Raw genomic sequence first — 25766 nt, 5'->3', positions numbered from 1 at the left:
CAAGAGTACCAATGATCCTGATATCCAGAAATCCCGCCGTCCGGCCGATCGGAACGCCTGGAACGCCTGGAACGCCTGGAAAATCCGGAGCACCGGGAACACCGGGTCGTCACCGGGCGTCATCGACTTGCCGCGGCCAGTTCCTTCATCGACACGGAGATATCGGCGAAACGCTCCCGATCCGGGATACCGTCGGCCGCCATCAACCGGCGACCGGCGACCATGTCCATCGGGCGCCCCACAGTGACCAGCGCCTCGAGACGGCCGTCCGGGGCGAACCACCCGGCCGACCAGCCAGACGGACGCCCGCCGTCGGGCGGCACGACGACGCCCGGATCGCCCCGGAACACCGGGGCAGCCTCTGCCGAAGGGAGTCCCGCGAACTGCACCATGCGGCCGAACTGTTCCGACCAGAAGTAGGGCACCGGGTCATAGACGGCCTCCCCGCCGAGCAGCGTGCTGACCGCGACCGCGGGCGACTGCTGGGCGCAGTCCCAGTGCTCGACCCGCAGCCGCCGACCGTAGCGACGCGACCACCAAGCAGCACAGTCACCGACCGCGACCACCGGCGGCCGGTCGCCGTCGGCACCGTCGGCACCATGGGTCCACCGGGCGGCGAGATGCTCGTCAACCACGACTCCCCGGTCGAGGGCGAGCCCGGAACCGGCGAGCCAGGCGGTGCCGGGCCGCACCCCGACGCCGACGACAACCTCGTCCGCAATCAGCTCCTCACCGCCAGCCAGCACCAGCCCGTCGGGGGTGACCCGCTCCACGGCCGTGGCCAGGCGCAGGGTAACCCCGGCCCGGGCGTACCACGCGATCGTGCACCGGCCCACCTGCGCGCCGAGCGCGGCGAACAGCGGCGAGGCGGCTGCCTCCACGACGGTGACCTCGGCACCGATCGCTGCCGCCGCCGTGGCGACCTCCGCGCCGATCCAGCCGGCACCAACGATGACGAGCCGGACGCCGGGACGCAGGGCGCCACGCAGATCCCGGGCGTCGTCAATGGAACGCAGGACCCGCTGTGGGCCGTCGCCCGGCAGGGTTACCGGGTCGGCTCCCGTCGCCAGCACCAGGCCGTCGTAGTCCAGCGGCCCCGCGTCGGTCTCCACAGTGCCCGGTCGCAGGCCCGTCGCCCGCCGTCCGAGGCGCACCTCGACCCCGTCGAGGTCGAAGGGCAACGTCGTGTCGTCGATGCGGCCGGAGAGCACCGCCTTGGACAGCGGCGGACGATCGTAGGGCCGGTGCGGCTCCGCCCCGAGCAGGATCACCTCTCCCGCGAAACCACGCGCGCGCACCTCGGCGGCGGCCCGGCCCCCCGCCATTCCCGCGCCCACGACGACTATTCGCTGCATTCGAGCAGACTATCGACGACCCGCGACGCCGGGCCGCCGTCACCGCACCGGGTCGACAAGCGGAAAGGCGTCCTTCCACACCGGCTCGTACCCGGCTTCGGCGAGCATCGCGGCGATCTGTGCCGGCGAACGCTCGTCGGAGATCGAGAACTGTTCCTGGGCCGTGCCGGGCGTGGTGTAGCCGCCGGGTTCGGTGGAGGAGCCGGCGCTCATGGTGGTCACGGCGATGCGGACGAGCCCGTCGCGCAGCACCGCCGGCTCCCGGGTCGACAGCGACAGCGCGAGGTCCGGCTCGAACAGGCGCAGGGCCGCGTACGCCTGGACGAACTCCGCGTCGTCAACGACGACGACCGGCGGGAACCCGCTGGCACTCGGCTTGATGCGCGGCAGCGCGATCGAGACCTCGGTCCGCCAGTAGCGACGGGAGAGAAAGGAGGCGTGCGCGGCCAGCGCGAGCACGTCAGCGCGCCAGTCCGGGGCGAGCCCGAGCAGCGCGCCGATCCCGAGCCGGCGCACCCCGGCCCGCGCGGCCCGTTCGAACGAGGACAGCCGCCGGTCGTAGTCACGCTTCCAGCCGGCGACGTGCACCTCGGCGTAGCGGGCCCGGTCGTAGGTCTCCTGGTAATGGACGACTCCCTCCAACCCGGCACGCACCAGCCGGGCATAGGTGTCGTCCGACCAGGTCTGGGTCTCGATGCTGATCGAGGGGAACATCGGCCGTAGCCGCTCGACCACCGCGACGAGGTAGTCGGCCGATACCTCGACGCGATGCTCGCCGGAGACGAGCAGCAGATGACGGAACCCCCGGTCGACCAGCAGGCGTCCCTCCGCCACCACCTCCTCAAGGTCCAGCGTGCGGCGCACCACCGGCAGGCCCTTGGCGAAGCCGCAGTAGGTGCAGGACGACAGGCAGGCGTTCGACACGTACATCGGGGCGAACAGCCGGACCGCCCGACCGAACCGGAGCAGGGTCGCCTCCCGGGCGGCAATCGCCAGCTCCTCCAACCGGGCGGTGGCCGCGGGTGAGAGCAGGATCGCCAGCTCCGCGAGACCGATCCGGGGGGTGGCCGACCCACCGGATCCGGGCCGAACCCGCCGCAGCACCGTGTCCACCTCGGCGGACGTGGCCCGCCGCGACATCGCGGACAGCCCGGCCAGGTCGTGACCGGCAAGTTCGCGCGCGAACTCCCCTGGCGGGGCGCTCACCTGGACGCCTCGCCCACCACCGCAGCCGGGGACGTCGCCCGGGACACCGAGGGCACGGGCGACGCCGGTGACGGGTGGGACGCCGGTGACGGGTGGGCGCCGAGGAACCCGGTGAGCGGGGAGGAGGCGGACGCCACCGTGGCCGGGCCGGCAGCCCCTCGGCCGGCCAGGAAACCCAACCGGCCGGCGGCGGTGGCGAGCGCGAAGGCCCGCGCCATGCGCGCCGGATCGGCGGCCACCGCGATAGCGGTGTTGACCAGCACCGCGGCCGCGCCGATCTCCATCGCCTCGGCCGCGTCCGAGGGCACCCCGAGCCCGGCGTCCACGACCACCGGCACCCCGGCGCTCGCCACGATTGCCTCGATCGCGTCCCGGGTGCGCAGCCCGCGGTTCGAGCCGATCCAGCTGCCCAGCGGCATCACGGTGGCGCAGCCGACCTCCTCCAGCCGGCGGGCCAGCACCGGGTCGGCCGAACAGTAGGGCAGGACCGTGAAGCCGTCGGCCACCATGAGCTCGGCGGCGCGCAGGGTCTCCAGCGGATCCGGCGCCAGGGTGCGCGGATCCGGGGTGACCTCCAGCTTGACCAGACCGGTGCCCGTCGCCGCCCGCCCGAGGCGGGCCAGCCGCAGCGCCTCGGCCGCGTCCACCGCGCCCGAGGTGTTGGGCAGCAGGGTCATCGACGGCGGGATGAAGTCGAGAACGTCGCCGTCACCGATCCGGCCGATGTCGACCCGGCGCAGCGCCACGGTGACGATGGTGGCACCGGATGCGACGAGGCTGTCCCGCATCACCCGGTGACTCGCGAACTTCCCGGTGCCGATCAGCAGCCGGCTGCCGTAGGCCCGCCCGGCGATGACGAGATCGTCCGCCCCCGCGGCACCGGGTCCGGCCTCACCACCACCCCCGCCGCCGACGGCGGAACCTTCACCGGCGAGGCCATCGGGACAGGAACCGTCGGGGGGAGAATCGCCGGGACGGGAACCGGCAGGACGTAGGGGGTGCTGCGACACGATCTTTCATCCTCCCCACGCGCGCATGACCGCGATCGGGTATACGGGTCGCCGACGGGATACTGGCCAGCCTCTCAGCCCACGTCCGTGGGCTCCCCGGAGCAATCGACAGTGTAACCGCTGCTTCCTGGCCGCGGCTTCGGGTGTCCCGCCGCGACGCCGATCTGCGACGCCGATCTGCGACACTGATCCACGCCCGTCGACGATCATCGCGGCCTTGAGAACCGATTCAATGTGGGCACCCGGGTTTCACCCGGTGGACACCATGCTGCGCGACGAGGTACTTCTCGCTCGAACGACGTATCCGGGTTAACCTCGCGGGGCTCGGTAGCGGCATCCTTCGACAACGATCGTAAACTCTCCCTCGTGGATGCCACCGTGGCCGACCCCGTCGTAGGTCGGCTTCTCGACGGCCGCTACACGGCGCAGGAACGGCTCGCCGTCGGCGGGATGGCGACGGTGTACGTCGCGCACGACAACCGGCTGGACCGGCTCGTCGCCCTCAAGGTCATGCATCCCACTCTCAATCACGACCCGGAGTTCGTCACCCGTTTCCATCGCGAGGCCAAGGCCGTGGCACGGCTCAACACCCCGCGCGTCGTCTCCATCCTCGACCAGGGTTCCGACCACATCCCCGCCGGTCTGGTCAACTACCTGGTGATGGAGCTGGTGCGCGGCCGGTCGCTGCGCCAGCACCTGGGCGCCCGGGGTCGGCTCCCGGTCACCGAGGCCATCGAGATCATCGAGCCCGTGATCGAGGCCCTCGCCGCCGCGCATGCCGCCGGCATCATCCACCGCGACATCAAGCCCGAGAACATCCTGCTCGGTGACGACGGCCAGGTGAAGGTCGCGGACTTCGGCCTCGCCCGTCCGGTGAGCCAGCCCACCCAGGCACTCACCGGCGGCGTGGTGATGGGCACTGTCGGGTACCTCGCCCCCGAGCAGGTCACCCACGGCGTCGCCGACACCCGCAGCGACGTCTACGCCGCCGGTGTGGTGCTCTTCGAATCCCTGACCGGGCAGCTCCCGCACAGCGGCGCCACCCCGATGTCGGTGGCCTACCAGTCGGTCCACGGCGACGTGCCGGCGCCGTCCACCATGATCGAGGGCATTCCCGCCGAGCTGGACGGTCTTGTTCTCCGGGCCACCGCCCGCGACCCGGCGCGCCGGCCGGTCGATGGTGCGGCCCTGCTGGCGGAGCTGCGGCGCATCGAGCCGTTCCTGCCCCCGCAGGACGCCTACCCGAGCGGGTTCACCGGCGAGATCGAACGGATCGGGTTGGCCGAGCGGCCTTCAGGGGCCCGGGAGCCCGGGTACCCCCAGGAGCCCGGGTACCCCCAGGAGCCCGGGTACACCCAGCCGTTCCAGGCCGAGGACTACGACGACTCCCGGGGCGCCGGGCCGGGGGCCGCCGCGGAGCGCGCGTTCGCCGGTGCCGGGCCGGGCCAGCCAGGCACCGGCGCGCTCTATCGATCCGCCTCCCCGCCCTCGCCGACCGCCACGGCCTATCTCGGGGGCGGTGGCGGGCGCGGGCGGCGACGGGCCGCCGCATCGCCACGCTCCCGAGGGCTCATCCCGGTCGTCGTCGGTGGCATGGCCGTCCTGGTCCTGCTGCTCGGGATCCTCGCGTTCCGTTCCCTGTCCGGCGGAGGGACCGAGGTCCCGCTGCTGACGAACCTGAGCAGATCCGACGCCGAGAAAATGCTGCGCGACGCCGGCTTCCAGTTCACCTACCTCGACCCGGTCGCCAGCGCCACGGTACCGGTCGGCCACGTCGCCCAGCAGGATCCCCGGGACGGATCGAAGGTCGACAAGGGCGCGCTCATCACCCTGCGGCTGAGCTCCGGCCCCGCGACGGTGCGCGTGCCGGACCTGGCGAACCTCACCGAGACCCAGGCCAAGGCCCGGCTGGCCGAAGTGGACCTGACCCTCGGCGGCCTGAGCCCACAGTCCAGTGACACGGTGCCGGCGGGCCATGTGATCGGTACGAACCCCGGGGCCGGCACCGCGCTCAAGCCGAAGGACCAGGTCGTCGTGATCACTTCGACGGGCCCCGCGACGAAGCCGGTGCCGGCCGACATCATCGGCAAGTCGTTCGAGGAGGCCAAGGCCGAGCTCGTCGGCCTGAACATCGGCCTCGTGGTGCAGCGCACCGACGCCGTGAACGACGCCGTGCAGCCCGGTGAGGTCTTCGGGGTCTCTCCCGACGTGGGGCAGCCGATCTCACCCGGCGGCACCGTCACCCTCACCGTAGCCGAGGCCGACGGGTTCGACAACGGTGACGGTTCCGGGGGCGACGGCAGCGGGATCCAGGTCCCGGTGCCGAACGTGGTCGGGAAGAGCTACCGGGAAGCCGAGAACATCCTGCAGCGCCGGGGGTTGAAGATTGACCGTATCGGCTGGATCGGCGGGCCGGGCGACCGGGTGACATCGCAGTCCGCCAAGGCCGGGAGCAAAATCGAAAAAGGAAGTACCGTGCACGTCAACACAACGTGGGACCCCCTCGGCTGAGCCGCCATCCTCCACCAGGTTGATCATATTGTGCAACGAATCGCGCGGTGGGCGAAAGATCCGCGACCGCTTCCCCGGGGGGACGACGGCGTGAAGGCAGCGCGTGGTCGTGGCCGGTGGCCCGCCGGCCCGCGGCGGCCGACGTCGTGGTGGCGGGAGTCGTCGTGGTGGCGGGAGTCGTCGTGGCGGGGCATGGCCGGCGGTGGACGGCGGGCCGAGCGGGTCGCCGACCTGCTGGACGGACAGCGCCCCCCGTATGACGAGACCGACGCGCGGCTGATCGACACCGTGGCGGCCCTCCGGGACCTGCCGTCACCGCGGCTGCATCCGGCACGGCACGCCGCCCTGCGCGGACAGCTGTTCGCCGCCGTCACCGGCTCCCCGGCATGCGATCCCGTCCGTTCCCCCGCCGCCGTTTCCCCCGGCACCTCCGTGAAGGGCCACGAGACCGAGGCCCGTCCCACAAGAACCCGTCCCGCACGCACGCCTCCCGAGGGCGTCGATCCTGACCTGCCGGGAAACGATCCGGTCGACGCGCGGTGGGTACGCCGGACCGGTGCCCGCGGTGTCTCTGCCTGCGGTGTCTCCGGCCGGGGCAGGATGACCCGGGCCGCCCGGCCGCTGCTGGCCGGAGCACTCACCGCCGCCGTCACCACGGCGGCCCTCGCGGTCAGCTCGGGGGACTCGCTACCCGGCGATACCCTGTACGGCGTCAAACGACAGGTCGAAGACCTCCAGGTGTCGCTGGTCCGCGATCCGGTCGAGCGGGCGAAGACCCGGCTGGGCATGGCCGGCTTGCGGATGAGCGAACTGCGCACGATCACGGTGAACGACGGCGGGGTGATCGCCCCGGAAACCGGTGCCGGCGCTCCGGAGACGAGCCCGCGGGTGCCGGTGGTGAACCCCACGGCGACCGCCGCACCACCGACCATCGCGGTGTCACCGACCATCGCGGTGTCACCCGCTGCGGTGTCACCCACTGCGGGGACGTGGCCTCCCGGTCCCCGCACACCCGCCGTCTCCGGCGACGCCGGCGAATCCGATGGCCCCGACGCGCCGAGCGACCCGCCCGGCCCCGGCAACGGGGACCGCCTCGACCCCGAGCTGGTCAACGCGCTGCTGCGGGACTGGATCGCCGAGGTGCGCGCCGGCACGCAGGTACTGCTGGCCCGGGTCGCCGCCGGGGACACGGACGCCTGGACCACGGTGAACGCCTTCACCACCGAGCAGTCCCGCGGGCTGAAGAACCTGCTGAGATCGCTTCCCGTGGGCTCGGTCGGACCGGCGCATGCGGCTCTGGATCTCATCGACGACGTCAGGCGCAGGCTCGGCCCGCGGGCACCAGCGCCGGTCCGGGCCCCCTCACCCGTCCGCCAGATCTCTCCGATCGTGCCGACCGGTGACGCCCTCACCCCCCCGCCCTACGTGGCGCCGCTGCTCTCCGCACCTCGGCCCACGGCGACCGGGGCCACCGCCGCGCCCGCCCTCAGCACTCCCACCCCCGGCACTCCCACCCCTGCCGGCACCGGCATCGGCTCGCCGGGGCCCCCGAGCCCGGCGCCGGGTGGTGCCACGAGCGGAACGACCATCCCGACCCCGACCCCCGCCACGACCCCGACCCCCGCCACGACCCCGACCCCCGCCACGACCCCGACCCCCGCCACGACCCCGACCCCCGCCACGACCCCGACAGACGACACGACCCCGACAGACGACACGACCCCGACCCCCGCCACGACCGCATCCGATGTCACGCCGACCACGGTGGGCGCGCCCTCGCCGCAGAGCCCCCCGAACGGGGCGCCGACGCCGGGATCCCGCTAGAATCTGTTCCGAGTTTGGATCATGGGGTTGGCAGGCTGCGTAGCCAGAGGATGGATCCGCGCAGGTGGAGTCCTGCGGCGTAGCTTTCGGGTGTCTTGTCGTAGCGGGTGGCCAGACCCCGCCATTCCTTGATCTTGCTGATGCCGCGCTCCACGGTGTTGCGGTCTTTATAGAGCGCGGCGTCGTGGCGGACCGGGCGACCTCCGGCGCTGCCGCGCTTCTTACGGTTGGCCGTCTGATCGGCCTTCTCCGGAGGACGAGCCGTGGTACTCGCTCTTCCCAGGACCCCCGCGTCACGGGCTCGGGTCCCAATGCCGCTTCCACTAACTGGATCTTGATGGTCGTCGGTGTGTCGGTTCCGGCTGTTCTGTCTGGTTGCCGGCATGATCGGGGTGTGTGGCGGACAGTGAGGCGGTTGCGGGTAGCCAGCTGACGGACTGGATCTCTCTGGGGGTCCTGACGTCGTTCGTCCCGCGTGATGCGGTCGATGAGGCGATCGAGGCGACCGGGAGAGGTGCCCGGCGTTCCGACACGACGATCCCGCCGCGGGTCGCGGTCTACTTCGTGATGGCGCTCGCGTTGTTCGCGGACGACGACTACGAGACGGTCGCCCGCCGGCTCGCCGCCACGCTCACCGATCTCGACGTGGTGGGGCCGCGGTGGGAACCGACCTCGTCAGGGCTGACCAAGGCCCGCCAGCGGCTCGGTGCGGCGCCGCTGGCCGAACTGTTCGGTCAGGTCGCCGGGCCGGTCGCGGACCTGGACACGGTCGGGGCGTTCCTGAGCCGGTGGCGGCTGATGAGCATCGACGGGCTGGAATGGGATGCCCCCGCCTCGAAGGAGAACATCGCCGCGTTCGGCCTACCGGCCGGCCGCGTCGACGCGCCAGGGGTACTGCCGAAGGTCCGCGCGGTGACCGTGTCCGAGTGCGCCTCGCACGCGCCGGTCCTGGCCGCGTTCGGCCCGGCCGGTGGGGCGAAACCCGCCAGCGAGCAGGCACTGGCCCGGACTGTCTACCCGCGGCTGGCCTCGGACTGGCTGCTGCTCGCGGACCGTAACTTCTACTCGTGGGCGGACTGGTGCACCGCGGCGGACACCGGTGCGGCGCTGCTGTGGCGGGTCAAGGCCACCCTGCGCCTGCCCCCGCTGCGCGCGTTGTCCGACGGTTCCTATCTGACCGTGCTGGTCAACCCGAAGGTCACCGGGAAGGCCCGGGAGACCCTCGTCACCGCGGCCCGCGCCGGCGCGCCGCTGGACCCGACGAAAGCCCGTTACACCCGCCTCGTCGAGTACGACGTCCCCGACCGTGAGGGCGACGGGAAACACGAGATCANCGGCCTGCTCACCACGATCTGTGACCCGCGGGAGGCGACCGCGACCGCCCTGGCCGGGGCGTATCGGCAAAGATGGGAACACGAGGTCGCGATCGAAGACGCCAAACAACTCGTCGGCGTCGGCCAGGCCCGCAACCGGCTCGCCACCGCCGCGCAACGCGCCGTCCCGTTCGGCCTGACCTGCCAGACCCTCGCCTTCACCTGGTACCTCACCACCGGCCACCACCACGACGACGCCGCGGAGCACCGCGCCCGCGCGCCCTGGTACACCACCAAGACCCGGCCCTCGACCGCCGACCTGCTCGCCAAGCACCGCCGCGTCCTCATCGCCACCAAATACCAGCCCGCTCACCCCGAACAGCCCACCCCAGCCGAAATCCACACCCTCCGACTGGCCTGGGAGATCACCGCCGCATAACTACGAAAGTCGAGGTGTTAGTAGGAGTGCGAAACGCTCCTGGACGGAGGCCGGCGAGCAGGCGAGGGAGGTGTCGAGAGCTGCCTGATTGACCGGCCGGGGGGTGATGGTGTTGCTACCGGCCTCCCACTTCGAGACCATGCGCTCGCTGACGCCGATATGTGCCGCGAATGCTTGCAGGCTCATCCGTTTGGCCTGACGTAGTGCCCGGATCTCTCGTCCTGTCCAGCGGATCACGGTAGCCATCCGTGAGCTTCCTACTCCAGGGAATCGCCGGGGATGGCGATATAGGTGGCATGGAGTTCCCGTAGAATTGGATGGTCGTCGAGAAGGTTCACACCATCAATCATGTGGATCGGGCGGACGCCGATCGAAGTGTTAGTAGCAAAAGCCGCCTGCATGCTGCCGAGCATATCCAGGGTAACAGGGGCGGTGACGTGAGTGCCGACCTGCTGCAGGAGTCCCATGGTTACTCCAGGCAGGACGTCGGCTTTGGGCCAGATGACGTTGTCGCCATCAAAGAAACCGACGTTCCAGGTGGCGCCTTCGGAGACGACTCCTGTGGGATCGGTGAACAGCGCATCATCATAGCCGTCGAGTTGGGCACCGCGGCGATGGTACAGAGAGCCGAACAGGCCGACGTGTTTCACCATCGGAAGATCCCGCAAGTAGACGCAGGCCTTCACGCGTAGCGCCGGCAACACGGTCGGCGCGACCGGTCGAGTGGTCACCAGGATGTGTGGAGCGGCCGTCGCACCCGGGTGCCCGAGTTCCAGTGCTGGGTCGAAGACGGTGACGCGGACGACGAGCGAGCCGGTTCTGCCTCCGACCGCGTGACGGACCAGCTTCAGGACGTGTTCCGGATCGAGGTCGGCTGCAAAGACGATGCGGCAGTCACGGACCAGCCGGCTCAGGTGCAGCGGCAGGCCCCGTACCCGGCCATCATCGACGCGCATCGAGGTGAAGTGCCCGAGGTTGGTCAGGGCCAGCGCCGCGAGCGCCTCAGGGGTGACCGGGTGGCCGTCGAGTTCCGCCATGTCCTGGAGTCTGGCAGCCGGGGGCAGCCCGGCAAGCGGATGGGTGTCTGGGTCCGCCAAGTTCAGTGAAAGTTCGGTACTGGGACGGTGCAGTGACCTTGTGGGTGGAGCTCGTGTCGCGGCAATCTGGGGACTCTCTACAGAGTCATAACCCGCTAGTCCCACCCACTTCCCGATCTTGGACACTGAGCTGGCGGTCGGGATCCCAATGCTGCCTCCACCCGCAGAAGCGGTCCGGGAGACTTCACCTCGCGCCCATTTATCGAGACGCTTGTTCAGAGATGCATGGAGATGACGAAAGCATCTATTCGCCATGGGCCCACGTGACCAGACCCACGAACGAACCCGGGGCCGCCGGCCGGACGCCCGCCGAGGGCCACCAGCCCAGCCCTGACCGGTCGTCGTCCAGCGCCGTGCTGCGTTCCGGAGTCGGACAGGGCGTGGTGGCCGGGGTGGGGAGGGAGCCGGTCGGAGCGGCCGTTGACGGCGCTCACTCCCCACCGCTCCCGATCCGGACGCCACATCCGGGCTGGGGTGTGGTCGAGCTGGACGTGAACGGCCGAGTTGTCCGGATCATCGTCGGTGAGCCGGAGTTCCGCAGCCCTGCCGATGCCGATCTGTACGCCCGCAGCAGAGGTCTTCCTGATCACCGCGTCGCGCCGGTTGACCTCGGCAGTCGGGTGCCGCCCAGGCTCTGAGACAGAGGCTGCCCCGGCCCGTCCATCCCGGCGCAGCTTCCCGGGATCCGAAACGGGGCCGCCCCGTCCACAGACGGCCCGTCCAGCACCCCGCCCACGGTGCGGCCTGCGACCGCGAGCGGGCCCTTGAACGCGCCGTAGCGACGTTCGACGACTTCCTGGCCTTTGTAGCGGGCGAGTACCTCGGCGGGGCCGATGGTGTCGGGCAGGTTGGTCAGCAGGGCGTACCAGCCGTCGGTGGCGGCCTCGGCGTCGAGCGCGGCGGAGTCGAAGTGCCAGGTCAGGGCCGGTTTCCCGGTGTCCGGATCGACGCTGGTGGCGGCGACGAGGTAGCGGGTGACGCGGTGTTTCGTCGCCAGCAGGGTCAGACGGGCTTTCACCGCGGCTTCGGTGCGGTAGAGGTGGTGGCTGCCCGCGGCGCGGGTGAGGGTGTCGAGGTCGGTGCGGGCGCGGGCGAGTTTGAGTGCGCGGGCGGCTTTGGCGGCCTGGTCGTTCGCGGACGACCAGATGAACACCGTGCGCACGGTGACCGCCGCGTCGGTCTTGCGGGGCCCCCGCAGGGTTGTCACGCCCTCGCGGGCCCGGTAAGTCGCCCGGGCGTGGATCGGCTTGTCCTGGTCGCGCGCCGCGACGTGGTCGACGAGGGTGGCGGTGGCCCAGTCCTGGGCGGCCAGGACCTGCGCGGGCACGGCCGTCGTCGGTGCCGGCGCGAGGAACGTGACCCCAGGCGTGGAGGTCAGCGCGGTCAGGTTGGGGTAGGAGACGAGTTTGCTGTCGCCGACCAGCAGGAACCGCCGTTCGCCGGCGATCGTGGTCAGGGCGCGTATCGCGGCGGTGACCTGGGAGACCTGACTGACCTCACCGGCGCCGCCGTCGTAGGCGCGGTGGACCAGCGGGATCCCGCCGTCGCCGGTGACCGCGGGCCCGGTCTGGACCTTTTGAGGTCGGGCCGGCGGTCCTTCGGGTGGCCGTACTTCGGGGTCGCGTAGTCGCCGTCGGCCTCGGGGTAGGCGCCGTGCGGCGAGATCGACGTCATGTCCCAGTGGATCCGGGAGACGTCGAGGCCGAACGCGGTGATCGCCGCGGCGCCGACCGAGCCGACGACGGCCTCGCAGACCGGGGCGAGCGCGTCCAGCGCCCGACCGACCCGGTCGTCGTTCAACACGTCCGGCGCGAGGCCGAACATCTCCTCGACCGCCCACTGGCGTGCCCACCGTTCGACGTGCAGCAGCGGGGCCGGCGAGGTCAGCCGGTTGGCGACCAGCGCGGCGATCACCTGCCCGTGGGTGGCCCGGTTGACCTTGTCACGCATCGGAGCGAGCCGGTCGATCGTGCCCGCGACATCGAGACGGGCCAGGTAGTCACGCACGACGGGCAGCGCGCCGAGCGGCTTCTCGACGCTCGGCGGCCCGTAGTCCATCGCGACCGTCACAGCCAGGAACAGTCCCAGACCCGTCACTACCGATCGCGGTCACCCCGACGTGATCAGAACAAGAGATCAAGCAGCTGGCTCATCGCACGCACGCACGCACGTGCGGAAGACAAGTCTAGCTCACGAGGGCCACGGCGCGCCGCGTTCTCCCCGCGTGTTCTGCAGCATCTCGGCGACGAGGAAGGCCAGTTCCAGCGCCTGCCCGGTGTTCAGACGGGGGTCGCAGGCGGTCTCGTAACGGCCGCCGAGGTCGTCTTCCCCGATGAGTTCGGCCCCACCGAGGCACTCGGTGACGTTCTCCCCGGTCAGCTCGATGTGCAGGCCACCGGGGTGGGTGCCCAACGCCTTGTGGACCTCGAAGAAGCCGAAGACCTCGTCGAGGACATCGTCGAAGTGGCGCGTCTTGACGCCGCCCACGTCACGGGTGTTGCCGTGCATCGGATCGCACGACCACACCACTGGCGGCCCGGCGGCGTTGACCTTCTCGATGATCGGGGGCAGCGTGTCCCGGACCCGCTTTGCCCCCATCCGGGAGATCAGGGTGAGCCGGCCGGGGACATGGTCGGGGTTGAGCCGCTCGGCAAGCTCGAGGACCTCGTCCGGGCCAGCCTTCGGCCCGATCTTGCAGCCGATCGGATTGCCCACCCGGGACAGCAGGTCGACGTGGGCACCGTCGAGGTCCCGGGTCCGCTCGCCGATCCAGATCATGTGGGCGGACAGGTCGTACGGGTCGCCGGTGGCGTCCTCGATCCGGGTCAGGGCACGCTCGTACTCCAGCAGGAGGCCCTCGTGACTCGTGAACAGCTCGACCCCGGTCAGCGCGGCGGTCCGATCGAGGTCGATGCCGCAGGCGGCCATGAAGGCGAGGGCACGCTCGATGTCCGTCGCCATCACCTCGTAGCGGCGACCCGCCGCGGAATCCCGCACGAACGCCTTGTTCCACTCGTGGACCTTCGACAGGTCGGCGAAACCTCCGGTGGCGAAGGCCCGCACGAGGTTCAGCGCGACTGCGCTCTGGTGGTAGGCGGCGACCATCCGCATCGGATCGGGCTGCCGCGCGGCGGCCGTGGGCGCGATGTCGTTGACGGCGTCGCCCCGGTAGGAGGGCAGCCCGGTGCTGGCCTCGATGTCCGCGGACCGCGGCTTGGCGTACTGCCCGGCGATGCGGGCGACCTTCACCACCGGCGTGCTCGCGCCATAGGTGAGGACGACCGCCATCTGCAGCAGCGTCTTGACCTTGTCCCGAATCTTGTCGGCGGTGTTCGCCACGAAGGTCTCGGCGCAGTCACCGCCCTGCAACAGGAACGCCTCGCCCCGAGCGACCAGCGCGAGACGGTCGGTCAGGGACCGGATCTCGGGCGCGGTGACCAGCGGGGGGAGGGCCGCAAGCTGGTCATGGGCGGCTCTCAACTCTGCCGGGTCGGGCCAGGACGGCTGCTGCTTGGCCGGAAGGGTCCGCCAGAGATCCAGTACGCTCACCACACCAGGGTACGGCCCAGGTCGAGCTCGAGCGGTCACCATCGCCCGACATCTTCCCGGGAATCGGCGTCTTCCCTTGGACAGGCATCCGCCCGGAACTCGGCACCCGGCCCTGGCTCCCGAATCGGGACCGGATCCTGGACCGAAATCAGATCCTGGAGCGGGATCGGTTCCCGGACCGGGATCGGTTCCCGGAGCGGATCCGGCCCGACGGCCCGCCCCTCCCCCGGTCAGCCGAAGAAGATCTCGGCCTCGTGGTAGAGCTCCTCGGGCACCGTCTTGAGCTCGCGGGTCGCATCCTGCAGCGGAACCCGGTCGATGCGGGTGCCGTGCAGGGCGACCATCACCCCGAAGTCGCCTTCGTGCACGGCGTCGACGGCGTGCAGTCCGAAACGCGTCGCGAGCCATCGATCGAAGGCCGTGGGCGTGCCGCCGCGCTGCAGATGCCCGAGTACCGTCGCGCGCGCGTCACGACCGGTGCGGGCGCGGATCTCGGTCTCCAGGACCGCCCCGATGCCCTGCAGGCGGACATGCCCGAAGGCATCGACCTCACCCTCCCTGGCGACCAGGGTACCCGTGATCGGGACGGCACCCTCGGCCGCGACGATGATCGGCGCGTAGTGGGTGGCGAACCGGGCTTCGACGAAGGCGCACACCTTGTCGAAGTCGAACGGCCGCTCCGGGATGAGAATGACGTTGGCTCCCCCCGCCATGCCGCTGTGCAGAGCGATCCACCCGGCATGACGGCCCATGACCTCAACGATCAACACCCGGTGATGGCTTTCCGCGGTGGTGTGCAGCCGGTCGATCGCCTCCGTGGCGATGTTGACCGCGGTGTCGAAACCGAAGGTGTAGTCCGTCGCGGAGAGGTCGTTGTCGATGGTCTTGGGCACTCCGACCACGGGCAGTCCCTCGGCGTGTAGTTGGGCGGCCACCCCCAGGGTGTCCTCCCCGCCGATCGCGATGAGCGCGTCCACCTCGGCTGCGGCGAGGTGCTCGCGCACCAGCGCCGGCCCGTCCACGGCGGCGTAGGGATTGGTGCGGCTGGAGCCGAGGATCGTGCCGCCACGCGGGAGGATCCCCCGCACGGCCGCGATGTCCAAGGGGACCGTCTCGCCGGTCAGCGGCCCTCGCCAGCCGTCCCGGTACCCGACAAAGCTGTGGCCGTAGACGCTCTCTCCCTTGCGCACGACGGCCCGGATCACCGCGTTGAGTCCCGGGCAGTCGCCGCCGCCGGTCAGTACGCCGATCCTCATCCCGAGTCCTCCCGTCGACCGTACACCGCTTTCTCCGGCGGCAGCGTAGCGGGAGAGCCACACTTCAGGACAACAGCGCGGTCACGTGGCGTGGCAATGACGAGGCCGCCACGGCCACGTCATCGACTCATCGGGATGGGTTCGACACGGCGGCGACCTGGGCGCGCAGCGGGGCGAGAACCCGCCACCGGGCGAGGTTGTGCAAGGCGTCGGCGAGCGCATCGTGGGCGTTGGGCGGCGGTGCGGGAAGAACCGGCCGGCCCACTTCCTCCCACAGCTGACGCAGGTCCCGGGTGAAGCGGGGCAGCTGAGCGGGCAGGGCGGTCATCGTGCCGAAGAGCTGGCAGAGCACCACGTGGTCATAGGCCCCGTACCAGGCCCACAGCTCGGGGGCACCGCCCGCGGTCAACAGCGCGGCGACCTCGTCGCGGATTCGGGCCCGCGGCTTCCACGCCTCGTCCGATGGCGACGGCAGCTGGTCGAGGACGTTGCGACGGACCCAGGGCACAGCCCACGACGGGTCGAACTCGGTCGACACGGCATAGTACCGCTGTGTGCCGTCCTCGCTGACGATTCCGACGCTGACCAGATCGAGCCAGTGATGACCGGTGTCGGCGCGTTCGATGAACTCGGTGTCGTAAAAGAAGCGGGTTCCCACCGGCTCAGTCTCCTCCGGCCGAGGTGTCCGCCATGGTCGGCCGCTCGACCGCGGACCACCCCGGGCCGGGGCCCGAGCGCCGGCGCCACGGGCGCAGCAAGGCCCCGAGCAGCAGCGCCGCCAAGGCGGCACCGACCAACGGCAGCAGCCACAGCAGCGGCCCGGAGTACTCCTCCGTGGCGTCATCCCCGGACGCCGCCACCCGCGGACCGTCCGGTCCCGGCGACCGCCCTCCCGCCGGGACGATCGCCGGCGTCGCGCGGCAGCCGGCCGAACCCGCGACGGACGGCGGAGTCACCGCGGGACCGGTCGCCGGAGAGACCCGGACCTCGACCCGGGCGGCGCCGGGATCACTGACGAGGCAGAGCAGACCCGCCCCGGGCGCGGACGTCACCCGCGCCCCGGTGACCTGCACCTGGTAGCCCGTCGGATAGGACCAGGCCGGCACGCTGATCGCGGTCGCCGTGCCGGCAGCGAGGGGCGGCCCGGCCGACGGCGCGGTCCGATAGGCCACCGTCAGCACCCGCGACGCGTCGAAGCGCAACACCTCCGGTACCCCGGCGATGGCCACGGGGTAGGGGCGGACGATGTCCGCGGGCGGGGCGGGCGCCCGGCGTTCGGCGCCGCCGAGCCCGACGGGCGCGGCGGTGCCCACCGTGCCCCCGGTCGGGCTCGGGACGTCGTAGAACCAGCTCAGGCCGAACGCGTCGGCGGAGGCGACGAGACCGCGGACACTGACCGCCGACCCGTCCTTCCAGCCGACCAGGTATCCGGTCGGATCATTGACCGCCACCGTCGATGCGGCGTCGAACGGGGCAGGCCGCTCCCGCCACAGCAGGTGCGCGCCGTCATGCGCGGCCACCGCCGCAACGAGACCCGCACCGCCGCCACCACCATCGGACACCTCGTAGCCGAGCAGGCCCGGCACATCGCGGAACCGCGTCGCCAACCGTTCGAGCCCCGCGGCGAGGCCGGCGACGGAGGGCACGTAGCCCGCCGAGGAGGGCACGATCCGCAGCGTGACCCGCAACCCGCGGTCGGTGAACATGCGGGTGAGGGCGGCGGCCTGGTCGAGTCCGGGGTCGGCGGGCGTGGTCGCCGCGCCGGCACCGTCGAGGACCGGCCCACCGGAGGTCGCCGGGAAGCGGCCGCCGCTGGCCATCGGGACCGCCAGGCGCACCCCGGTAAATCCGAAGCCGACCCAGGTGTCGATGTCCCCGGCGGTGGGCGTCACCCCGGCCGGCACCGTGATTCCATGCAGGACGACCACCCGGCGATCACTGTCCGTAAGATACGTTCCCGAGCGACCGATCGTATCGGCCGGGGCAGCGCCCACGGACGGTCCAACGGGTCCAGCAGGTGCGGCGGGTCCAGCGGGGGAACCGGCCGCCGAGGCCCCGGGCACCGGGCCCGTTCCCGCGAGGCAGCCGACGATCAGGCCGAGCGCGACCAGAAGTGGACGCCGTCCCGGGAATCGCCGGGGATGTTCGAAGCCGCCGCGACGCCGACCGATCGCCGTCCAGCCAGGAACGCTGTCACCACACACCGGACCATCCTGCCGTGCCCACCGCAAACGGGTCAGACCGCCCGGTCGATCCGGTCTTTGGTGGCACGTGGGTTCGCCGGCGCCGTGACCGGCAGCCCGAGCTGATCCGGAGACCGAGCCGGCGTCGCCGCCCCAGGGGAACCCGGCGCTGTGCCGGTGGACGCCGGGGAGACCGATGCCGTGCCAGTAGACGCCGCGGCCGCCCCGGCAGCCGCCTGTGCCCGGGCGGCCGCGAGCTCCTCCTTGGCCCGCTTCGCGTACAGGTCCACGTACTCCTGGCCGGACAGGGCCATCAGCTCGTACATGATCTCGTCGGTGACCGAGCGCAGGACGAAACGATCATCTGCCATGGCCGCGTAGCGGCTGAAGTCGAGCGGGCGGCCGATGCGGATGCCGACCCGACGGATCTTCGGCACCAGCTGGCCCGGCGGCTGAACCTCGAAAGTCCCGATCATCGCCACGGGGATGACCGGGACCCCGGCCTCCAGCGCCAAGCGCGCGACACCGACCTTGCCGCGGTAGAGCCGGCCGTCCGGGGATCGGGTGCCCTCCGGATAGATCCCGAGCAGGCGGCCCTGGCGGAGCACCCGGACCCCCGAGCGCAACGCGCCCTCGCTCGCCTTGCCGCCGCTGCGATCGATCGGGATCTGGCCGACGCCGCTGAAGAACACCCGCTTGAACCACCCCTTGACGCCCGCCTCGGTGAAGTAGTCGCTCTTCGCCAGGTAGGTGACACGGCGGGGGACGACCAGCGACAGGAAGAGGTGGTCCAGGAAGGAGAGATGGTTGCCGGCGAGGATCGCGGGCCCCTCCAGGGGGATGTTCTCCGCCCCCTCGACCCAGGGACGCCAGAACAGTCGCAGGACAGGTGTCAGGAATACCTTGACCACCCAGTAGAACAAGACAGCTCCCACCTGGTCACCGCCGCACGACGACGGCCCGCCGGGGGCGCCCGTGGCCAGTCGCCCGTCTTCATCCGCCGACGCCGATCACACCTGGCCCGAACCTCCCACGAACCGACCGGCCGGTCGGGCACCGGGGCGCACGCCGCCGGTCCACGACCCGCGGCCTCGTCGGGGTCCGCCACGGAGACCCCGACGATCCTTGCGACCCCACCGCGCCGGGTCGCCCAGGGCCGGGTCGCCAGGATGATGGGCTTGTTCGAGCCTAAGGAGAGGTCATCACGACGTCCACCGAACGGGGTCTACCCCGCTCGGCGTGTCATTCTCCGGTGCCGGCCAGGAAACCTGACGGCGGGCCCCCAACCCCCCGCGGACCGCGCCTCGATCCCGATGTCCCGCGCGCGTAGCCACCCATCACCGATATCATCAGGCGGAGACTTTCCGTCCGGCGGCTTCTGCGCAGCGATGTTGCGCAGCGATGTTGCGCAGCGAGTGAGACACGCACGACCGTGGCCTCAGCCCGCGGACCGTGCGAGCATGCGTTTACCGGCGTTTTCCCTCCGCGCGTCGCCGGACCCGCATCGCGGCATACGGGCGGGCGCGCGAGGCACGAAGGGCGGATCACGATGGCGGGTGTCACCGGTGCGGCCGTCCTCCCGGGCGCGGAACCGTTCGAGTTCGAGGGTGGGTCGGTCGGCGTGCTGCTGGTCCACGGGTTCACCGGCTCCCCGGGCAGCATGCGGCCCTGGGGCGAGTACCTCTCCGCAGTCGGACTGACAGTCTCGTGCCCGCTGCTGCCCGGCCATGGCACCCGCTGGCAGGACATGGTGCCCACTACCTGGCCGGACTGGTACGCTACGGCGGAGGCCGCGTTCCTGCGGCTGCGGACCACCTGCGAGCAGGTCTTCGTCATGGGGCTGTCGATGGGCGGGACCCTGGCCCTGCGGCTGGCCGAGCAGCACGGCGGGGACCTCGCCGGCCTCGTCACGGTGAATCCCAGCCTCACCACCGACCGGTGGCACGCGGCGTTCGCCCCGCTGCTGAGCCGGGTGATCCCCGCCGTGCCTGGCGTGGCTGGCGACGTGAAGGCCGAGGGCGTGCCCGAGGTCGGTTACGACCGGGTACCCCTGCGCCCGTTCGCGTCGCTGCGCCAACTGTGGGCGGTGACCCGGCCGGAGCTCGGTCGGATCGTCTGTCCGGTCCTCACCTACCGCAGCGTCGTCGACCATGTGGTGGAAGCCAGCTCCGGCGCGATTCTGCTGGCCGGGCTGCGCGCCCCGGCCGAAGAACGACTGTTGGAGAACAGTTACCACGTCGCGACGCTCGACAACGACCGAGAAACGATCTTCGACGGAAGTCTGGAATTCGTCCGGCGGCACGCGCCACGCGCGCTCGTGCCCGACGCGCCCTGCGGCGATGACTGAGCGGTCACCGGGTTCAGGACCCGGCGAGCACCGGCCCTCGCCGGCGGACGGCGCCGCGCCCGAGGGGGCTCCCCTCGGCGGGCCGGGCGGCGCCCCCGCCGGTGGCGGTGGCACCTCCGCGAACCGCGAGGAGCCGACCGGCGGCGGATCCACGCCCGGTGCCGCGCCCACGGCCGGCCGGGGTGGCGGCGGTCTCGACGGCGACAGCGACGGATCCGCGACAACCGCGGGGGGCGACGCACCGCGGCCCTCCCCGCGCTCCCAGAAAGCCGACGACGCCGCGTTCTTCGAACTCATCGCGCGCTTCGACGAGGAGCCCGAATCCCACCGGTGGCCGGCTGCGGAGGATCTGGACGACACCCGCCGCCCCACTGTGATCATCCTACGTCCGCCGTTCGAGCCGGCTGCTCCGCCCGTGTCGGAGGACCGGACCGAACCCGGGCTCGACCAGTTGCCGTTCCCGTCCGCGGGCGGTGAGGGCGGCCGACGGGGACGCGGCGGCACCGAGGACCTCGTCGTCGACCTCGGCGATCTGTCGGGTTCCGGCCAGCTCCCGGAGGGTCTGGACGACCCGGATCTGGATCCGGATCCGGACCCGGACGGCGAGCACTACGAGCCGCCACCCCCGCCACCGCTGCCACGGATCAGGCCCGTGACACGCTGGGCGCTCGGTTCGATCGCCCTCGGTGTGATGTTCCTCGTCGTTCCGGACCTGATCGACTTCAACCAGTCCCGAACCCAGAACGTCGCCGGGGTTCTGCTGATCCTCGGCGGGGTCGGCACGCTGGTCGCGCGGATGGGAGACCGTCCGCCCACGGACTTCGACGGCCCCGACGACGGCGCGGTGGTCTGAGCGCGGCGTGGCAGCCGTCGTACCGGCACCGAGATGGAAGGGCGTGGGGCGTGCAATATCACGAAAAGGTCGAAGTCCACGGACATCTCATGGATACGGGCGTGCTGGCCCGGGTTCTCGATGACGTGCTGGACTATGGCGGTGACTATCGGGTCGTTCGTATCGACCTGGGGCGCAGCCACGATGACGAGTCCCACGCGGTCATCACGGTGGGGGCCGACTCACCGAGTCAGCTCATGCGCATTCTGATGCGGATCCAGGTCCACGGCGTGAACAAGATCGAGTCTGGCACGGCCCGGTGCGAGCCGGCCGACCGCGACGGCGTCTTCCCCCCGGACTTCTACTCCACCACCAATCTGGAGACCGTTGTCCACCTCGACGGCCAGTGGGTGCCGGTGGAGCATCCCGAGATGGACTGCGGCCTGGTGGTCTCGCACGGCCGGGTGCGAACGGTACCGGTCACCGACGTGCGCGCGGGAGACATGATCGTGTGCGGCGTGGACGGGGTGAAGGTCGTCCTGCCGGTCACCGCCCATTCCAGCCGGATCTACGAGGAGTACGAATCCCTGGCCGCCCCGCTGCCGAGCTCCACCCAGCCGCAGGCGGTCCTGGTCCGGGCGATCGCCCGCCAGATCCGCGAGGTGAAGGCCGAGGGCTCGCAGGTGCTCTGGGTGGCGGGTCAGGCGGTGGTGAGTACCGGAGCCGGGCCGGCGCTGGTCGCCCTCGTCGGGGCTGGCTATGTCGACGTGCTGTTCGCCGGCAACGCGCTGGCGACACTCGACGTGGAGGCTGCCCTCTACGGATCGCCGCTGGGGCTCGGGCCGCTGCGCAGCGGCCGGGTGCAGCGCGGCAGCGAGCAGCACATCCGCGCGGTCAACACGATCCGCCGGGAGGGATCCATCCGGGCCGCCGTGGAGTCCGGCGTGCTCACCCAGGGGATCATGCACGCGATGGTCAAGGCCAACAAGACCTTCGTGCTCGTCGGATCGGTCCGCGACGAAGGCCCGCTGCCCGACGTCCACACCGACGTCCTGGCAGGCCAGCGGGCGATGCGCGCCGCGCTACGGGGGGTGGCGTTCGCCCTCATGATCGCCAGCGCCCAGCACTCCGTGGCCACCGGCAACATCCTGCCGGCCTCGGTCCCGGTGGCCTGCGTGGACGTCAACCCCTCGACGGTGCACGCCCTCATCGAACGCACCAGCGCGCACGCGGTCGGCGTCGTCGCCGACACCGGGCTGTTCCTCGAGGAACTCGCCGCCGAACTGGTACCCGACTACCGGGCCTCCCCCGCGTAGCGGCTTCGCCGCGACGCGGGGACCCCTGTCACAGGGCGCCGTACGGGGTCTCCGCCGAATCGCCTTCGGCGACCCTCCTGGGATCGCCGTGGGGGTCGGGTCAGAACCGGGCGAGGTCGGCCGCGCCTACGAGGCCCGCTTGGGATCCGAGCTCGGCGATGACGATGTCCGGCTCGGAACGGTAATCCCGCCCGGGCATAGCGGCCAGGAGGCTCTGCCGGGCCGGGCCGAGCAGCAGCTCGCCGGCGTCGGAGACGCCGCCGCCGATGACGAAGCGGTTCGGGTCGAGCGCGGCGACCAGCGTCGCCATGCCCTCGCCGAGCCAGTGGCCGATCTCGGTGAAGCACCTGATCGCCGCCGGGTCCCCCTTGCGCGCCGCCTCGGTGACGTCCGGGCCGGTCAGCGCGTCGACGCCACCGCCGCAATGCTCCAGCATGGGCACGGCCGCACTCGGATCCACGGTGGCGATGTTCTTCGCCAGCCGGACCAGCGCTCGCCCGCTCGCATACTGTTCCCAACACCCTCTGTTACCACAACCGCACGGATACCCGTCGGGTACCACCCGCATGTGACCCATCTCGGCGCCGATACCGGACGCGCCCCGGTAGAGCTCACCGCCCAGGACGATGCCGCTGCCGATGCCGGTTCCCACCGTCAGGCAGACGAGGTCACGCCGGCCACGGCCGGCCCCGAAACGGTACTCCGCCCAGGCCATCGCGTTGGCGTCGTTCTCCACGACGACGGGCAGGCCGATGCGCCCCCCGACCTCGTCGCGCAGGGGTTCGTCGCGCCAGGCGAGGTTCGGTGCGAACAGGACGCGGGACCGGTCCGAGTCGACCCACCCGGCCGCGCCGATGCCGACCGCGCGCACGGCGTGGTCGGCACTGAGCTCCGCGACGACGCTGGCGATGGTGTCCGCGACCTCGGCGGCCGAATGGCCCGGGGTGGGCCGACGCAGGGAAGTGATGATCGTCCCCGCACCGTCCACGACGCCGGCGGCGACCTTCGTCCCGCCAACGTCGATGCCGATCGTCAGGCCCTCCATCCGGTTCTCCGCCGGCAACGGGCCGGGGGCCGCGCCGGCACGCTCGGCGCGCGGAACCGTCAAGCTGCCCGGAATATCCAGGTTCTTCGAACTATCAGGAGTAGCGATGCTCACGTGATATCGATCCTCTGCACGCGGGGTCTAAGCGCGGTGGCTGGTTGGGTGCCGGTGGTGTCCCCCGGCCATGGATGATCTCCGGATGCGGGGCGCGCCGTCTCGCGCCGTCGCGGCGTGGCGGGCCCGGGAGCGCCCTCCCCACCGGCACCGAGGGCGGCGCGGAACGCCGCGGTCAGGGATCCGGCCGCCGCGAGGAGATGGCCAACCACCTCGGGGCGGTCGCCAGCGAGGCTCGACAGGAGCCGGCACAGTGGGCACACGGCGCAGGGCCAGGTGTGATCCGCGGGTCCCGGCGCCGGATCCGCCTGGGGATCGGGCATCGCCGCCGCATCGTCGGCAGCGGGTCCCGCCGCCGACGATGCGGCGGGCGACGATGCGGCGGGACCGGGATGCCCGGCGGGACCGGGGGGCAGATGCGAGGCGGCCCAGTCCCGCAGGGCGTCAGCGAGCAGGGCGGCTTCGACCGCGAGCGACCCGCGGCCGGGCAACGCGGACGGGTCGGGGGGAGGCGTGCCGGGGGGAGGCGTGGTGAAGTCGGGCCCAGCGCCGGCGGGCCGGCCCGGGGTGGACCGCTGCGTGGTCATACCCGCACCCACTGCCGCGGGTCCGGAACGAACGAGACGACCAGCCGGTCGTCACGCAGCCGGGCGGTGCTCACGTCGCAGCGACGCAACGCCGCGGGCAGCGGAACAGCCCGCCGGTACGACCCCACGGTCACCACCAAGTCATCACCCAGCCGGGCCAGATCGATCTGGGAACTGTCGACGAACGGCAGGCCGAAGGACAGCGCGAACCCGTCCTCGGTGCGTTCCACCCGCGGCTGGCCGCTCGGGCCGATGAGCGGCTCCCCGAGAACACTCCCCGGATCGAGCTCACCGTAGGTCGCCGCGCCGAAAGCGGCCAGCTCCTCCAGGCCGATCGGTTCGCCCGCCCGGTAGCCGACCGGGAGGACCGGGGTGGGCATGAAGGCCGCGGTGATGTCGGCGAGCTGCTCGCGGTGAACGGCGGCCCACCCCGCCCGCCAGGCGTCCGCGTTCGCCGGCGGAAAGATCCGGTTGACGACGACGCCGTCCAGAGTGAACCCGTGCAGCGACAGCGCCGTAAAGCTGCCGCGGGCCGCGGCGAGCGCCGAGCTCTCGGGGGTCGCCACCAGCCGGACGCTGGTGGTGGCGTGGTCGGTGAGGATCGCGCGCAGGTCGACCGCCGCCCGGTGCAGGCGGGAGACGGTGTCGTAGGCGGGGGCCGCCAGCGCGCTCCACCGCCCGCCGAGCGCCGCCGCCCAGCCGAAACCGGGTCGCAGCCAGCGCGCGAAGGCACCGTCGGGCGGCAGCAGCCGGCGACAGTACCACGACAGCGTCTCGGGAAAGGCCAGCAGCCGCACCAGCGCCGCCGCCGGGCCTCCGTCGACCACCACCAGGTCGTAGTTCTCGCTGGTGAGACCGTCGCGCAGTTCGAGCAGCGTCAGGGTCTCGACGGCCCCCGGCAGGAAGGCCAACTCCTCCAGGTCGAACGGATCGACGTTGATGGCCGGCCAGGTGCCCGCCAGCACCTCGCGTACGGCCGGCCACCGGGTCTCGACCGCGCGGCGCAGGTCGACCTGCTGGCCGTGCAACCCCGGTTCAAGCTCGGTCGGCTCGGCGCCGATCGGGTGGTCGAGCGCGCCGGCGAGCCCCGCGGCCGGGTCGACCGACAGCACGAGGGTCCGGTGACCCCGTTGGGCGGCGAGGATCGCGGTCGCCGCCGCCACCGTGGTGGTACCGCCGCCGCCCTTCCCCGTGAAGAGCACACACCGCACGTGCGCTCAGCTCTCGACGTACTTCTTGAGGTCCTTGAGAGCGGCCTCCACGATGCCGCTCTGCACCTTCCGCCGGAGCAGACCAGGAATCTTGATCTTCGTCTCGGCGGTGAGGTCGTAGGTCACCTCGGTGCTACCGTCACCCAGGTCGCGCAGGGTGTAGCTGCCGTCCTGCGATGACATCGCCTGGCCCTCGACCATGCTCCAGACGACCTGATCATCGCCCTTCCAGGTGTACTCGTTGACGAACTCGTCCTTGATGACGACGGCGTTGATCCGAAACCGGGCGCACCGGGGACGGCCGTCCGGGCCCACATCGAGGATCTCGGCCTCCTCGATCTGGCCGATCCAGGTCGGATACGCGGAGATGTCGGCGATCGCCCCCATCACCGCGGCGGGCCGGGCGTTGATGACGATCGTCGATCGGGCGTGGTCCGCCATGGCAGACAGCACCTCCACATTCTTCGAGCGCGGCTGAAGAGCACGGCGTCGCCGGCCCACCGGCAACCCGGATCTCTCCGGGGCCCGGGAACAATCCCCGACCGATCGCCTGAGGCTACCGGAACACCGA

23 protein-coding genes, 1 pseudogene and 1 riboswitch are annotated in these 25766 nt (G+C 71.5%); of the genes and pseudogenes, 7 read left to right on the top strand and 17 right to left on the bottom strand.

Annotated elements, in window-relative coordinates:
- Nucleotides 1-119: 119 nt before the first annotated feature.
- Genes BMG523DRAFT_RS01270 through BMG523DRAFT_RS01260 form a run of 3 tightly spaced genes read right to left on the bottom strand, consistent with a single transcriptional unit; the run spans nt 120 to nt 3415 of the window.
- Nucleotides 120-1355: an NAD(P)/FAD-dependent oxidoreductase gene (locus tag BMG523DRAFT_RS01270; protein WP_011437459.1), complete on the bottom strand. Its 1236-nt coding sequence runs from the start codon at nt 1353-1355 to the stop codon at nt 120-122.
- Between the two features lie 39 nt (nt 1356-1394).
- Nucleotides 1395-2561 (bottom strand): 2-iminoacetate synthase ThiH, encoded by a 1167-nt coding sequence (thiH, locus tag BMG523DRAFT_RS01265; protein WP_011437460.1) that lies wholly within the window; start codon nt 2559-2561, stop codon nt 1395-1397.
- The gene (locus BMG523DRAFT_RS01260; RefSeq protein WP_232235029.1) at nt 2558-3415 is read right to left on the bottom strand and encodes a thiazole synthase; all 858 of its coding nucleotides are present in this window, start codon (nt 3413-3415) and stop codon (nt 2558-2560) included. The genes thiH and BMG523DRAFT_RS01260 overlap by 4 nt, the downstream gene beginning before the upstream one ends.
- 151 nt (nt 3416-3566) lie before the next feature.
- Nucleotides 3567-3680, bottom strand: a riboswitch (TPP riboswitch).
- Nucleotides 3681-3949: 269 nt separating this feature from the next.
- On the opposite strand from BMG523DRAFT_RS01260, the gene BMG523DRAFT_RS01255 reads away from it, so the two are divergent.
- Both BMG523DRAFT_RS01255 and BMG523DRAFT_RS25110 read left to right on the top strand, forming a co-directional pair.
- Complete coding sequence (locus BMG523DRAFT_RS01255) at nt 3950-6082, top strand: Stk1 family PASTA domain-containing Ser/Thr kinase (RefSeq protein WP_235462788.1); 2133 nt, start codon at nt 3950-3952, stop codon at nt 6080-6082.
- A gap of 90 nt (nt 6083-6172) precedes the next feature.
- Nucleotides 6173-7906, top strand: a complete 1734-nt coding sequence (locus BMG523DRAFT_RS25110) for a DUF5667 domain-containing protein (RefSeq protein ID WP_160323694.1) — start codon at nt 6173-6175, stop codon at nt 7904-7906.
- Nucleotides 7907-7925: 19 nt separating this feature from the next.
- Here BMG523DRAFT_RS25110 and BMG523DRAFT_RS01245 read toward each other — a convergent pair.
- A pseudogene (locus BMG523DRAFT_RS01245) lies at nt 7926-8159 on the bottom strand (transposase); the annotation flags it as partial.
- A 143-nt stretch (nt 8160-8302) separates the two neighbouring features.
- On the opposite strand from BMG523DRAFT_RS01245, the gene BMG523DRAFT_RS01240 reads away from it, so the two are divergent.
- Nucleotides 8303-9658, top strand: coding sequence for an IS4 family transposase (locus BMG523DRAFT_RS01240; protein WP_152987805.1), 1356 nt, complete (start codon nt 8303-8305; stop codon nt 9656-9658).
- On the opposite strand, the gene BMG523DRAFT_RS22445 is transcribed toward BMG523DRAFT_RS01240, so the two are convergent.
- Together BMG523DRAFT_RS22445 and BMG523DRAFT_RS01235 are read right to left on the bottom strand one after the other, a co-directional pair.
- Nucleotides 9659-9904 carry a helix-turn-helix domain-containing protein gene (locus BMG523DRAFT_RS22445; RefSeq protein ID WP_011437466.1) on the bottom strand — a complete coding sequence of 82 codons (246 nt, stop codon included), beginning with the start codon at nt 9902-9904 and terminating at the stop codon, nt 9659-9661.
- Between the two features lie 11 nt (nt 9905-9915).
- Complete coding sequence (locus BMG523DRAFT_RS01235; RefSeq protein ID WP_011437467.1) at nt 9916-10695, bottom strand: aminotransferase class IV family protein; 780 nt, start codon at nt 10693-10695, stop codon at nt 9916-9918.
- A gap of 323 nt (nt 10696-11018) precedes the next feature.
- Here BMG523DRAFT_RS01235 and BMG523DRAFT_RS01230 point away from each other — a divergent pair, with 323 nt between their 5' ends.
- Complete coding sequence (locus BMG523DRAFT_RS01230; protein WP_035731665.1) at nt 11019-11393, top strand: hypothetical protein; 375 nt, start codon at nt 11019-11021, stop codon at nt 11391-11393.
- Here BMG523DRAFT_RS01230 and BMG523DRAFT_RS26115 read toward each other — a convergent pair.
- The 7 genes from BMG523DRAFT_RS26115 to BMG523DRAFT_RS01200 form a co-directional block, all read right to left on the bottom strand.
- The gene (locus BMG523DRAFT_RS26115; RefSeq protein WP_235462786.1) at nt 11342-12082 is read right to left on the bottom strand and encodes a hypothetical protein; all 741 of its coding nucleotides are present in this window, start codon (nt 12080-12082) and stop codon (nt 11342-11344) included. The two genes, BMG523DRAFT_RS01230 and BMG523DRAFT_RS26115, sit on opposite strands and share 52 nt — an antisense overlap.
- Before the next feature lie 125 nt (nt 12083-12207).
- Nucleotides 12208-12852 carry a DUF4277 domain-containing protein gene (locus tag BMG523DRAFT_RS26110; protein WP_235462785.1) on the bottom strand — a complete coding sequence of 215 codons (645 nt, stop codon included), beginning with the start codon at nt 12850-12852 and terminating at the stop codon, nt 12208-12210.
- 93 nt (nt 12853-12945) lie between these two features.
- The gene (locus BMG523DRAFT_RS01220) at nt 12946-14346 is read right to left on the bottom strand and encodes a class II 3-deoxy-7-phosphoheptulonate synthase (RefSeq protein ID WP_011437469.1); all 1401 of its coding nucleotides are present in this window, start codon (nt 14344-14346) and stop codon (nt 12946-12948) included.
- Nucleotides 14347-14534: 188 nt separating this feature from the next.
- Nucleotides 14535-15560, bottom strand: a complete 1026-nt coding sequence (locus BMG523DRAFT_RS01215) for a 6-phosphofructokinase (protein WP_011437470.1) — start codon at nt 15558-15560, stop codon at nt 14535-14537.
- 127 nt (nt 15561-15687) lie between these two features.
- Entirely contained in the window at nt 15688-16218 is a 531-nt protein-coding gene (locus BMG523DRAFT_RS01210) for a polyadenylate-specific 3'-exoribonuclease AS (RefSeq protein WP_011437471.1), read from the bottom strand.
- 4 nt (nt 16219-16222) lie between these two features.
- A complete protein-coding gene (locus BMG523DRAFT_RS01205) occupies nt 16223-17488 on the bottom strand; it encodes a hypothetical protein (RefSeq protein WP_235462784.1) in 1266 nt (421 codons plus the stop codon).
- Nucleotides 17489-17796: 308 nt separating this feature from the next.
- Nucleotides 17797-18666, bottom strand: coding sequence for a 1-acyl-sn-glycerol-3-phosphate acyltransferase (locus tag BMG523DRAFT_RS01200; RefSeq protein WP_035731772.1), 870 nt, complete (start codon nt 18664-18666; stop codon nt 17797-17799).
- Between the two features lie 626 nt (nt 18667-19292).
- On the opposite strand from BMG523DRAFT_RS01200, the gene BMG523DRAFT_RS01195 reads away from it, so the two are divergent.
- The 3 genes from BMG523DRAFT_RS01195 to BMG523DRAFT_RS01185 are packed head-to-tail and all read left to right on the top strand — an operon-like array spanning nt 19293 to nt 22238.
- Nucleotides 19293-20090: a carboxylesterase gene (locus BMG523DRAFT_RS01195; protein WP_043590150.1), complete on the top strand. Its 798-nt coding sequence runs from the start codon at nt 19293-19295 to the stop codon at nt 20088-20090.
- Entirely contained in the window at nt 20083-20943 is an 861-nt protein-coding gene (locus BMG523DRAFT_RS27080) for a hypothetical protein (protein ID WP_051623728.1), read from the top strand. The genes BMG523DRAFT_RS01195 and BMG523DRAFT_RS27080 overlap by 8 nt, the downstream gene beginning before the upstream one ends.
- 50 nt (nt 20944-20993) lie before the next feature.
- Entirely contained in the window at nt 20994-22238 is a 1245-nt protein-coding gene (locus BMG523DRAFT_RS01185) for a hypothetical protein (protein WP_011437476.1), read from the top strand.
- A 100-nt stretch (nt 22239-22338) separates the two neighbouring features.
- Here the strand turns inward: BMG523DRAFT_RS01185 and BMG523DRAFT_RS01180 are convergent, their stop codons facing one another.
- From BMG523DRAFT_RS01180 to BMG523DRAFT_RS01165, 4 genes are read right to left on the bottom strand one after another with little or no spacing between them, the layout of a single operon-like run.
- Complete coding sequence (locus BMG523DRAFT_RS01180) at nt 22339-23397, bottom strand: ROK family glucokinase (RefSeq protein WP_023841262.1); 1059 nt, start codon at nt 23395-23397, stop codon at nt 22339-22341.
- A complete protein-coding gene (locus tag BMG523DRAFT_RS01175) occupies nt 23394-23984 on the bottom strand; it encodes a hypothetical protein (RefSeq protein ID WP_235187022.1) in 591 nt (196 codons plus the stop codon). The genes BMG523DRAFT_RS01180 and BMG523DRAFT_RS01175 overlap by 4 nt, the downstream gene beginning before the upstream one ends.
- Nucleotides 23981-25186 carry an ArsA family ATPase gene (locus BMG523DRAFT_RS01170; RefSeq protein ID WP_277870082.1) on the bottom strand — a complete coding sequence of 402 codons (1206 nt, stop codon included), beginning with the start codon at nt 25184-25186 and terminating at the stop codon, nt 23981-23983. The genes BMG523DRAFT_RS01175 and BMG523DRAFT_RS01170 overlap by 4 nt, the downstream gene beginning before the upstream one ends.
- Before the next feature lie 15 nt (nt 25187-25201).
- Nucleotides 25202-25636 (bottom strand): SRPBCC family protein, encoded by a 435-nt coding sequence (locus tag BMG523DRAFT_RS01165; RefSeq protein WP_043590200.1) that lies wholly within the window; start codon nt 25634-25636, stop codon nt 25202-25204.
- Nucleotides 25637-25766: the final 130 nt, after the last annotated feature.

The organism is Frankia sp. BMG5.23, from assembly GCF_000685765.2.
Taxonomy (GTDB): Bacteria; Actinomycetota; Actinomycetes; order Frankiales; family Frankiaceae; genus Frankia; species Frankia casuarinae.
Note: the sequence above shows the minus strand (reverse complement) of the source record. Positions and strands in the feature narration are given on the sequence as shown.

Excerpts from the sequence above, each read along its gene's own strand:
- BMG523DRAFT_RS01270 (WP_011437459.1), bottom strand. The coding sequence starts at position 1,355 with ATGCAGCGAATAGTCGTCGTGGGCGCGGGAATGGCGGGGGGCCGGGCC.
- BMG523DRAFT_RS22445 (WP_011437466.1), bottom strand. The coding sequence starts at position 9,904 with ATGGCTACCGTGATCCGCTGGACAGGACGAGAGATCCGGGCACTACGT.
- BMG523DRAFT_RS01235 (WP_011437467.1), bottom strand. The coding sequence starts at position 10,695 with ATGGCGGAACTCGACGGCCACCCGGTCACCCCTGAGGCGCTCGCGGCG.
- BMG523DRAFT_RS01220 (WP_011437469.1), bottom strand. The coding sequence starts at position 14,346 with ATGGTGACCGCTCGAGCTCGACCTGGGCCGTACCCTGGTGTGGTGAGC.
- BMG523DRAFT_RS01215 (WP_011437470.1), bottom strand. The coding sequence starts at position 15,560 with ATGAGGATCGGCGTACTGACCGGCGGCGGCGACTGCCCGGGACTCAAC.
- BMG523DRAFT_RS01195 (WP_043590150.1), top strand. The coding sequence starts at position 19,293 with ATGGCGGGTGTCACCGGTGCGGCCGTCCTCCCGGGCGCGGAACCGTTC.
- BMG523DRAFT_RS27080 (WP_051623728.1), top strand. The coding sequence starts at position 20,083 with ATGACTGAGCGGTCACCGGGTTCAGGACCCGGCGAGCACCGGCCCTCG.
- BMG523DRAFT_RS01175 (WP_235187022.1), bottom strand. The coding sequence starts at position 23,984 with ATGACCACGCAGCGGTCCACCCCGGGCCGGCCCGCCGGCGCTGGGCCC.
- BMG523DRAFT_RS01165 (WP_043590200.1), bottom strand. The coding sequence starts at position 25,636 with ATGGCGGACCACGCCCGATCGACGATCGTCATCAACGCCCGGCCCGCC.